Source organism: Mesorhizobium sp. B4-1-3, assembly GCF_006439355.1.
Classification (GTDB): Bacteria; Pseudomonadota; Alphaproteobacteria; order Rhizobiales; family Rhizobiaceae; genus Mesorhizobium.
Map to the genome: position 1 here is coordinate 18,094 of NZ_VFTG01000043.1, position 9,830 is coordinate 27,923.

General features: G+C 61.7%; 10 protein-coding genes. 7 read left to right on the forward strand and 3 right to left on the reverse strand.

The window, feature by feature from the left end:
• The first annotated feature begins 24 nt into the window (after positions 1–24).
• From FJW06_RS28885 to FJW06_RS28910, 5 genes are all read left to right on the forward strand, one after another.
• Positions 25–852 (forward strand): aspartyl/asparaginyl beta-hydroxylase domain-containing protein, encoded by an 828-nt coding sequence (locus FJW06_RS28885; RefSeq protein ID WP_140756914.1) that lies wholly within the window; start codon positions 25–27, stop codon positions 850–852.
• 151 nt (positions 853–1,003) lie between these two features.
• Positions 1,004–1,984: an RluA family pseudouridine synthase gene (locus FJW06_RS28890; RefSeq protein ID WP_140756916.1), complete on the forward strand. Its 981-nt coding sequence runs from the start codon at positions 1,004–1,006 to the stop codon at positions 1,982–1,984.
• A gap of 44 nt (positions 1,985–2,028) precedes the next feature.
• Entirely contained in the window at positions 2,029–2,904 is an 876-nt protein-coding gene (locus tag FJW06_RS28895; RefSeq protein WP_140756932.1) for a DMT family transporter, read from the forward strand.
• A gap of 115 nt (positions 2,905–3,019) precedes the next feature.
• Positions 3,020–3,811: an ATP12 family chaperone protein gene (locus tag FJW06_RS28905; RefSeq protein ID WP_140756920.1), complete on the forward strand. Its 792-nt coding sequence runs from the start codon at positions 3,020–3,022 to the stop codon at positions 3,809–3,811.
• A 248-nt stretch (positions 3,812–4,059) separates the two neighbouring features.
• Entirely contained in the window at positions 4,060–5,949 is a 1,890-nt protein-coding gene (locus FJW06_RS28910; RefSeq protein WP_140756922.1) for an MFS transporter, read from the forward strand.
• An 81-nt stretch (positions 5,950–6,030) separates the two neighbouring features.
• On the opposite strand, the gene FJW06_RS28915 is transcribed toward FJW06_RS28910, so the two are convergent.
• Positions 6,031–6,225, reverse strand: a complete 195-nt coding sequence (locus FJW06_RS28915; protein WP_140756924.1) for a DUF2735 domain-containing protein — start codon at positions 6,223–6,225, stop codon at positions 6,031–6,033.
• A gap of 311 nt (positions 6,226–6,536) precedes the next feature.
• Here FJW06_RS28915 and FJW06_RS28920 point away from each other — a divergent pair, with 311 nt between their 5' ends.
• Positions 6,537–7,574, forward strand: coding sequence for a glutamine synthetase beta-grasp domain-containing protein (locus FJW06_RS28920; protein WP_040982989.1), 1,038 nt, complete (start codon positions 6,537–6,539; stop codon positions 7,572–7,574).
• Between the two features lie 135 nt (positions 7,575–7,709).
• Entirely contained in the window at positions 7,710–8,270 is a 561-nt protein-coding gene (locus FJW06_RS28925) for an APC family permease (RefSeq protein WP_140756926.1), read from the forward strand.
• Here the strand turns inward: FJW06_RS28925 and glnA are convergent.
• Both glnA and FJW06_RS28935 read right to left on the reverse strand, forming a co-directional pair.
• Positions 8,212–9,621: a type I glutamate--ammonia ligase gene (gene glnA, locus FJW06_RS28930; RefSeq protein WP_140756928.1), complete on the reverse strand. Its 1,410-nt coding sequence runs from the start codon at positions 9,619–9,621 to the stop codon at positions 8,212–8,214. The two genes, FJW06_RS28925 and glnA, sit on opposite strands and share 59 nt — an antisense overlap.
• A gap of 43 nt (positions 9,622–9,664) precedes the next feature.
• The coding region (locus FJW06_RS28935; RefSeq protein WP_140756930.1) for a P-II family nitrogen regulator at positions 9,665–9,830 on the reverse strand (166 nt) is incomplete at its 5' end.

Here is a 9,830-nt window from a genome sequence, read left to right on the forward strand (position 1 = left end):
GATCGCGCTCCCGCGCGAATGACAATGACAAAGCAAACCGTCAAGACGCTCCGCAAGGCCGCCATCGCCGTCGTGATTCTCGCGTTCGCCTTCTATTTCATACCGGTCCTGACCGCGATCTGGGTCGTCTGCGGCCTGATCGATGTCATGCGCAACGACCAGAAGAACCGGAACCTGTTCGAGCGCTACTTCCTCGGCAACGGCCTGTTCACCTGGCTGCTGTCGCCGTTCAACCTGATCGTCGACCTTCTCTGCTACCGCAACCCCGGCGTCTGGAAACCCGAGCAGTTCCCTGAGGACTATCAGCGTGAGATCAACGAGGTCCTGGGTGTCTTCAAGGCCCGCAAGGACGAGATCATCGCCGATATCGACGCCAATTTCGGCGCCGGCCGGCGCGGCATGTATGTCTACCAGTGGTACGGCAAGCACAAGATCGACAACGTTCCCGAATTCAACAAGGATTACAAATACATCAAGACGATCGCTGTGTCCGTTTTCAGCAAGCGTGAATCCACGTCCTGGCATTTCGGTCCGCTGCGGCTCAGCCTGCGCATCCTCTACAATCTGATTCCGGTGCAGGCGGAGATCTTCGTCCAGTGCGGCAGCAAGAAGAACTATTGGTACGATAGCCCCTTGTTCATCTTCGACGACACGCTGTTCCACCGCTCGGTCAACGAATATGACGGCCGCCGCTACTGCGTCTTCGTCGACATCATCCGCCCATCTCCGTTCCCAAAACTGATAGCGGGCCTTCTCTCCATCGTCTCGGTCAGCGTGGAGCGCATCAATTCCGTCTTCTACAAGAACTGGAAGATGATCGGCTCATCCAAGCCGAAAGCCGCCGCCAACTGACTACGGCCCCGCTTCAATCCAGGGTCGGCCAGCGTGCGGCCGAACATCGGATGGCTGCGATTGGGGCAATCTTCGCGCTTTGTTGGGTCTGTGGCTCGCACAATGCCTGCCTTAGTGCTATGGCGCCGCTTTCAAACGGAAAAGCGTATCCATGGCAGGTGTTGAACAGATCACGGTTGAGGCCGGCGAGGCGGGCATGCGGCTCGACCGCTGGTTCAAGGTCCATTACCCGGGCCTCGGCTTCGGCCACCTGCAAAAGTTGTTGCGTTCGGGCCAGATCCGCGTCGATGGCGGCCGGGTGAAGGCCGACACGCGCGTCGAACCCGGCCAGTCCGTTCGGGTTCCGCCGCTCGACGTCGACAAGAAGGGCGATGCGCCGCTCACCGGCCACTCGATCCGCAACCAGGGCGATGCCGATGTGCTCGCCAAGATGCTTCTGCACGAGGATCCGAAAGTCTTCGTCTTCAACAAGCCCGCCGGCCTCGCCGTGCAGGGCGGCTCCGGCGTCACCCGCAACGTTGACGACATGCTGGAGGCTTGGCGCAACAAGAAGGGTGAGAAGCCGCGCCTCGTCCACCGCCTCGACCGCGACACGTCCGGCGTGCTGGTGGTTGCCCGCACTCGTCTTGCCGCGATGAAGCTTTCGGAATCGTTCCGCGCGCGCGAAACCAAGAAAACCTACTGGGCGCTGGTCAAGGGTGTGCCGCCCAAGCGCGAGGACAAGATCTCGACCTGGCTGATCAAGGAACCGACGGAGGATGGCGACCGCGTGCGCGTGGCCGCGCATGGAGAGAAGGGCGCCGACCACGCCGTCTCCTACTACCGCGTCATCGAGCAGGCGGCGCAGACGATGACCTGGCTGGAGATGGAGCCCTATACCGGCCGCACTCACCAACTTCGCGTTCACGCCGCCTACATAGGGTGCCCGATCATCGGCGACCCCAAATATTTCGAGGCCGATACCAACTGGGATTTCCCGGGCGGCATTCAGAACCGCCTGCACCTGCATGCGCGCCGCATAATCATCCCGCATCCCGACCAGGGTACCATCGACGTGACGGCGCCGATGCCGCCACATATGCGCCAGAGCTGGAACCTGATCGGTTTTGATGAGCAGAGCGCGGAGGATTGAGATTGACTGCAGCGCCCGTATTGGATCGCCGCGATGCGGTCGACATGGCGGCGGCGGCCATAATGGTCGGGCTGACATTCTCCTGGGGGCTGAATTACGTCGCCGCTAAGATCTCCTATGCGGGCTACGACCCCGTCTTCGTCTCGATCGCCCGTTCGCTCATCGGGGGAGCCTGCGTGTTCGCCTGGTGCCGGCTGCGCGGCATCAAGCTCTTCGAAACGGATGGGACGCTGGCCTCCGGCATCCTCGTCGGCGTGCTCTTCGGCGTCGAGTTCCTGTGCCTGTATATAGGTCTCGAATACACGACCGTTGCCCGCAACACACTCCTGGTCAACACCATGCCTTTCTGGGTGCTGATCGGCGGCCATTTCCTACTTGGCGAGCGCATCAACGCGCGCAAGCTCGGTGGGCTTGTTCTGGCCTTCTGCGGCCTTGCGGCGGTCTTCTCCGACGGCATCGCTGCCGGCAGCGACGCAACGCTGACCGGTGATCTGCTCAGCCTCGGCTCGGGCATTCTCTGGGCGGCGACCAGCATCGTCATCAAGCGATCGAAGCTCGTCGAGACACGCGCGGAGAAGCTGCTACTCTACCAACTGGCCGGCGCCGGAGTCGTCGGTATTCTGGTGATGCCTTTCGCCGGTCCGCCAATCCGCGCGGTGGCTGCCTTGCCGACGCTGGCGCTGATGTTCCAGTCTTTCTATATCGTCGCCTTCACCTATGTGTTGTGGTTCTGGCTGCTCACGCGCTATCCGGCGGCAAGCCTGTCGAGCTTCGCCTTCCTGTCGCCGGTGTTCGGCGTCCTGTGCGGCGCGGTGCTGTTGGGCGAACCGCCGACGGCCAGGATAATCCTGGCGCTCGGCCTGATCGCGGCCGGGCTGATCATCGTCAACCGGCCGGCGCGCAGGCAGCCAGCGCCCTAAGTCAGCTCGCCGCTTCGCGAAAACGGCGAGCTGCCTTATCTCTTTGTTGTTTTGGAGCAATTCCGGACGGAAAACCGCTTCACACTTTTCCCGGAATTGCTCTAAGGAGTTCGGCATGCGCGATATCCTCGAAGACCTCGAAGCCGGAAAGCTGCTCTCCGATCCCGATCCGGTGCGCCGTGCCCAAATTCAGATGAAGACGCCGCTGCCAAAGCGTTTCTACAATGCTGTCTCGGTAGCGCCCGTCGAGAACGGTTTTGCCGTTCATCTCGACGGCCGGCCGGTGCGCACGCCGGGCAAGGCCGTGATGGTGCTGCCGACCGAAAAGGCTGCAGCGCTTGTGGCCGACGAGTTCAGCGCCCAGACCGAGGTCATCGATCCGGTGACGATGCCCGTCATGCGGCTCGTCAACACCGCCATCGACGGCGTCGCCTCCGACCCGCAGGCGGTGCTGGAGGATGTGCTGCGCTTCGCCTCGTCCGATCTTTTGTGCTACCGCGCCGATGGCCCGCAGGGGCTGGTCGATCGCCAGAACAAGCACTGGGATCCGGTGCTGGACTGGGCGCGCAGCAGCCTCCGCGCGCGCTTCAACCTCGCCGAAGGTATCATCCATGTCGAGCAGCCGCGCGAAACCATTGCCGTCCTCGGCACGCATCTTGGCCAACGCTCCGAGCCGATGCGGCTGGCAGCCATCCATGTCATGACATCTCTGACCGGCTCGGCGCTGCTGGCCTTAGCCGTCGATTTCGGCGAACTCGACGCCGAGGAAGCTTGGGCCGCGGCCCATGTCGACGAGGACTGGCAGATCGAGCATTGGGGCCGGGATGCCGAGGCGGTGGCGCGTCGCTCGGCCCGCAAGCGCGACATGATGGCGGCGGTCAGCCTGCTTGAGGCGCTCCAAGGCTAAACAGTTTTCAGGAGGCGGGCAGCGGCTTTCTGCCCAAGAATTGCGCAAAGCTGAGCCACTCCAAGCGTCGCGCCGCTTTCGCAGCGCACCTAATACCAAAGTCATAATCCCATTGTCGCGGTGCCTTTCGCCCGCCCTTTCTGTCATTTTTTGCTTCGTTGGCTGCGTTTTGAGTCCGCGTTCGCAGGTGCGCGGACGGTGGCGCGCAGCTGTCGAGGACAGACGGGATCTCACGGGAGGATATATAAATGGCAATGGCATCGACCGCCGGCAGAACCAGCCGCGGCATGACGCGGGAGGAGAAGAAGGTCATCTTCGCCTCCTCGCTCGGCACCGTTTTCGAATGGTATGATTTCTATCTCTACGGCTCGCTGGCAGCCTTCATCGGCTCGACCTTCTTCAGCCCGGCGATCCCGGAAGCGACGCGCAACATCTTCGCGCTGCTGGCCTTTGCCGCTGGCTTCCTCGTGCGTCCGTTCGGCGCGCTCGTGTTCGGCCGCATCGGCGATCTCGTCGGCCGCAAATACACCTTCCTCGTCACCATGACGATCATGGGCCTGTCGACCTTCCTGGTCGGCCTGCTCCCCGGCTACGCCAGTTGGGGCATTGCGGCGCCGGTGATCCTGATCGCGCTGCGCATGCTGCAGGGGCTGGCGCTCGGCGGCGAATATGGCGGCGCCGCGACCTATGTCGCCGAGCACGCGCCGGACGACCGACGCGGCTATTACACGTCCTGGATCCAGACCACGGCGACGCTGGGCCTGTTCCTGTCGCTGATCGTCATCCTGATCGTCCAGGGCTCGCTCAGCAAGGAAACCTACGCCAGCTGGGGTTGGCGCATTCCCTTCATCGTCTCGTTCTTCCTGCTCGCCATCTCGATCTGGATTCGGCTGTCGCTTTCGGAGTCGCCGACCTTCCAGCGCATGAAGGACGAAGGCAAGGGCTCGAAGGCGCCGTTGACGGAAGCTTTCGGTCAATGGAAAAACGCCAAAATCGCCCTTCTGGCGCTGCTCGGCCTTACCGCCGGCCAAGCCGTGATCTGGTATAACGGACAGTTCTACGCCCTGTTCTTCCTGCAGAACGTGCTGAAGGTCGACGCATGGTCGGTCAACATCATGATCGCCATCGCGCTTGCCGTCGGCTCGATCTTCTTCGTCGTGTTCGGCTGGCTGTCGGATAAGATCGGCCGCAAGCCGATCATCATGGCCGGCCTTGCATTGGGTATCGTGTGTACGTTCCCGCTGTTCAAGGCGCTCACCTGGGCTGCCAATCCGGCCTTGGCCACCGCGCAGCAGAACACCCGCGCGACAGTGACGGCGGCTCCCGGTGATTGCAAGTTCCAGTTCAACCCGGTCGGCACGGCGAAGTTCACGACCTCCTGCGATATCGCGACGTCGTTCCTCACGAAGAACTCGGTGCCTTATGACGTCGTTACGACGGCCGCGCCTGGAACTGCGGCTTCGGTCAAGATCGGCAACGAGACGGTGGAGTCCTACGACGCCGTTGCCGCAGGCGATCAGGCCAAGGCCAAGGAGGCGGCCTTCCAGAAGGCGGTGAACATGTCGCTGCAGGACGGAGGCTATCCGCTGAAGCGCGCCGCCGCCAAGGTGGCGGACCAGAAGCTCGACGCCTTCATCGCGGCCAATCCGGAACTGAAGCTCGACGCCGCGGCAATTCGCGGCGGCGAGAAGGCTACGGTGAAGACCGATCAGGCGATCGCCGACAAGATCCTGACCAAGGACGAGGCAGCCGGTGCGCCGGAAGTCACCGTCTATACCATCCCGGGCGGCGGCGCCTTCGCCATGGCGGCCGATCCTGCGGCCATCAACTGGCCAATGACGATCGGCATCCTCTTCATCCTGGTGCTGTTCGTGACCATGGTCTATGGGCCGATCGCCGCTATCCTGGTCGAAATGTTCCCGACCCGCATACGCTATACCGGCATGTCGCTGCCTTACCACATCGGCAATGGCTGGTTCGGCGGCCTGCTGCCGGCAACGGTGTTCGCGCTCAGCGCCTACAAGGGTGATATCTACTACGGTCTCTGGTACCCGGTGATCATCGCGGCGATGTCGCTCATCATCGGCATGATCTTCGTCAGGGATACGCTCGGCACTGATCTGCACGCCAAGGAGTGACCTCGGTTATCCGCCTAGACAAAAAAGCCCGGCGCGAGCGATCGCGCCGGGCTTTTTATATTCCTGAACTCAAAGAGGCGATCAACTCTTGCGCTGCTCGTTCTCCTCCTCGATCGCCGCTTCGTGGTACCATCCGTCGATGTCGGCCAACTCGCCGCGAAGCGCTGCAAGCTCTGCCGCGAATTTGGCCTTGGCGCCTAAATTTGAGGCAGACTTACGCGCTGCAAGCGGGAACATCAGGATTTTTGCCGACGGTCGCGAGGCCATAACTTGCATTGCGGGTCTCCTTGTCTTTCCAGGAGCGTGTCGATTCACCTTTCCGCCAAAATAGGTTCTGCGATTCATTTAAGCAATATGCCTACCAAAAGATCATTTAATGCACATTATTTGAGCAAAATCATTTGCTGAACGATCGGAGCGCATTGCTGAGGCGGCTCAGCAAAATCAACGCTTTGTCCTGGCCATTTTGCCGCATCCCCCAAGATCGGAGTGGCATACGACTTGCATTTTGACCGTCGGCAGGCCGGCTTGATCCGGCCATGCATCGATGCCGCCATGGCGGCGTCCAAGCAACGAGAGGCACTGGAATGACCAAATATAAGCTCGAGTATATCTGGCTCGACGGCTACACCCCGACCCCCAATCTGCGCGGCAAGACCCAGATCAAGGAGTTTGCCGAGTTCCCGACGCTCGAGCAGCTGCCGCTGTGGGGCTTCGACGGTTCCTCCACGAACCAGGCCGAAGGCCGCAGTTCGGACTGCGTGCTGAAGCCGGTGGCGGTTTACCCGGATCCGGCCCGCACCAATGGTGTTCTCGTGATGTGCGAAGTCATGATGCCGGATGGCGTCACCCCGCATGCATCGAACAGCCGCGCGACCATCCTCGACGACGAGGACGCCTGGTTCGGCTTCGAGCAGGAATACTTCTTCTACAAGGACGGCCGCCCCCTCGGCTTCCCCGAGAGCGGCTATCCCGCACCGCAGGGCCCGTATTACACCGGCGTCGGCTTCAAGAATGTCGGCGATATCGCGCGCCAGCTCGTCGAGGAGCATCTCGATCTCTGCCTCGCCGCCGGCATCAACCATGAAGGCATCAACGCCGAAGTCGCGAAGGGCCAGTGGGAATTCCAGATCTTCGGCAAGGGCTCCAGGAAGGCCGCTGACCAGATGTGGATGGCCCGCTACCTGCTGCTGCGCCTGACCGAAAAATACGGCATCGATATCGAGTTCCACTGCAAGCCGCTCGGCGACACGGACTGGAACGGTTCGGGCATGCACTGCAACTTCTCGACCAAGTATATGCGCGAAGTCGGCGGCAAGGCCTATTTCGAGGCGCTGATGGCGCAGTTCGAGAAGAACCTGATGGATCACATCGCCGTCTACGGTCCGGACAACGACAAGCGCCTGACCGGCAAGCATGAGACCGCGCCGTGGAACAAGTTCTCCTACGGCGTCGCCGATCGCGGCGCCTCGATCCGCGTGCCGCATTCCTTCGTCAAGAACGACTACAAGGGCTATCTGGAAGACCGTCGCCCCAACTCGCAGGGCGACCCCTACCAGATCGCCTCGCAGGTCCTGAAGACGATCTCGCAGGTTTCGACGGCCGCAGTTTCGGCCGCCGCTTGATTTTGTTCGGTGCCACCGGCTTGCGAGCCGGTGGCGCGACGAGAACGATTTAAAAGCCCCGGCGGGTTAACGCCGGGGCTTTTTTTGCACGGCGATTGCCGGCGAGGGGGCTCCGCCCGCTGCAGTCAGTCGGCGATGACGCCACGCGCCTGCGTCATCGATCTCAACCTTTTGCTGGTGGTCAGCGGCACCTCGCTGGTCGTGATCTATGCGCTGCTTTGCATCGCCGTCTTCGCCGGCCGCCGCAACGGCACCACCTCGGGCGGTCACTATCGCATGCCGCTGTTCCCGGTGCCTGCGATCCTCGCCTTCGTGGCGCTGATCTATGTCGCCTATCAGAACTGGCTCGACGCGCCTTCGGACGCCGAGCCTGATCGCGACGCTTGCGATCATGGCGGTCGCCGCGATCTATTTCCTGCTGTTCCTATCGTGCCGCGCCGACTGGACGCTGCACGGAACCCGACGAACTTGCCGGATAGGCGTCAGCCCTCCGACACCTGTCCGTGCGAGAACCCGGCGAGACGCCGGGGTTCTTTTTTTGCCACTTGGAAATATGGCCGGGAAAACCCGTCTCCAAATGAAAAGCCCCTGGAAGCGATGGCCTCCAAGGGCTTGATTTCGATATTAAATGAAAACTTTAGACCGAATAATACATGTCGTACTCGACCGGATGCGGGGTCATTTCGAAGCGCATGACCTCGGCCATCTTGAGCTCGATATAGGAGTCGATCTGGTCGTCGTCGAAGACGCCGCCGGCCTTCAGGAAGCCGCGGTCCTTGTCGAGGTTCTGCAGCGCTTCGCGCAGCGAGCCGCAGACGGTCGGGATCTTCTTCAGCTCCTTCGGCGGCAGATCGTAGAGATCCTTGTCCATCGGCTGTCCCGGATGGATCTTGTTCTTGATGCCGTCGAGACCGGCCATCAGCATGGCGGCGAAGCCGAGATAGGGGTTCGCGCCCGGATCGGGGAAGCGGACCTCGACGCGCTTCGACTTCGGCGAGTTGCCGAACGGAATGCGGCAGGAAGCCGAGCGGTTGCGCGCCGAATAGGCGAGCAGCACCGGCGCCTCATAGCCCGGCACCAGACGCTTGTAGGAGTTGGTCAGCGGGTTGGTGAAGGCGTTGATCGCCTTGGCGTGCTTGATGATGCCGCCGATGTAGTAGAGGCAGGTTTCCGACAAGCCGGCATATTCGTTGCCGGCGAAGGTCGGCTTGCCGTTCTTCCAGATCGACTGGTGCACATGCATGCCCGAGCCGTTGTCGCCGAACACCGGCTTCGGCATGAAGGTGGCCGTCTTGCCGTAGGCGTTGGCGACCTGGTGGACGACATACTTGTAGATCAGCATCTTGTCGGCGTTGCGCACCAGCGTGTCGAACTTGATGCCGAGCTCGTGCTGGGCGGCGGCGACCTCATGGTGATGCTTCTCGACCCGCACGCCCATCTCGGCCAGCACAGTCATCATCTCGGAGCGCATGTCCTGGCACGAATCAATCGGCGGCACCGGGAAATAGCCGCCCTTGATGCGCGGACGGTGGCCGAGATTGCCGGTCTCGTAGTCGGTGTCGTCGTTGGACGGCAGTTCGGTCGAATCGAGACGAAAGCCGGTGTTGTAGGGATCGGCCTTGTACTTCACGTCGTCGAACACGAAGAACTCGGCTTCCGGGCCGACATAGATCGTGTCGCCGATGCCTTCGGACTTCATATAAGCCTCGGCCTTCTTGGCGGTGCCGCGCGGATCGCGGTTGTAGGCCTCGCCCGAGACCGGATCGAGGATGTCGCACAGGATGACCATGGTCGACTGGGCGAAGAACGGGTCCATGTGGACGGTGTCGGTATCCGGCATCAGCACCATGTCGGACTCGTTGATCGCCTTCCAACCGGCGATCGAGGAGCCGTCGAACATGACGCCGTCGGCGAACATGTCTTCCTCGACCTCGACGACATCCATCGTCACATGCTGCAGTTTGCCCCGCGGATCGGTGAAGCGCAGGTCGACGAATTTCACGTCGTTGTCCTTGATCTGCTTCATGATGTCTTTGGCTGTCGTCATGTCATTTCTTCCCTGTGTGATGACGTACGGTATGGATTGAAGGTCAGATGGCGTCGATGCCGGTCTCGCCGGTGCGGATGCGCACGACTTCCTCTATGTTGGAGACGAAGATTTTTCCATCGCCGATGCGGCCGGTCTGCGCCGCCTTGCGGATGGCCTCGACGGCGCCTTCGACGGCGTCGTCGCCGAGCACCACCTCGATCTTCACC

What these genes read in the sequence shown, in the direction of transcription:
- FJW06_RS28885 (WP_140756914.1), top strand. Translation starts at nt 25, where the DNA reads ATGACAAAGCAAACCGTCAAGACGCTCCGCAAGGCCGCCATCGCCGTC.
- FJW06_RS28890 (WP_140756916.1), top strand. Translation starts at nt 1,004, where the DNA reads ATGGCAGGTGTTGAACAGATCACGGTTGAGGCCGGCGAGGCGGGCATG.
- FJW06_RS28895 (WP_140756932.1), top strand. Translation starts at nt 2,029, where the DNA reads ATGGCGGCGGCGGCCATAATGGTCGGGCTGACATTCTCCTGGGGGCTG.
- FJW06_RS28905 (WP_140756920.1), top strand. Translation starts at nt 3,020, where the DNA reads ATGCGCGATATCCTCGAAGACCTCGAAGCCGGAAAGCTGCTCTCCGAT.
- FJW06_RS28910 (WP_140756922.1), top strand. Translation starts at nt 4,060, where the DNA reads ATGGCAATGGCATCGACCGCCGGCAGAACCAGCCGCGGCATGACGCGG.
- FJW06_RS28915 (WP_140756924.1), bottom strand. Translation starts at nt 6,225, where the DNA reads ATGCAAGTTATGGCCTCGCGACCGTCGGCAAAAATCCTGATGTTCCCG.
- FJW06_RS28920 (WP_040982989.1), top strand. Translation starts at nt 6,537, where the DNA reads ATGACCAAATATAAGCTCGAGTATATCTGGCTCGACGGCTACACCCCG.
- FJW06_RS28925 (WP_140756926.1), top strand. Translation starts at nt 7,710, where the DNA reads ATGACGCCACGCGCCTGCGTCATCGATCTCAACCTTTTGCTGGTGGTC.
- glnA (WP_140756928.1), bottom strand. Translation starts at nt 9,621, where the DNA reads ATGACGACAGCCAAAGACATCATGAAGCAGATCAAGGACAACGACGTG.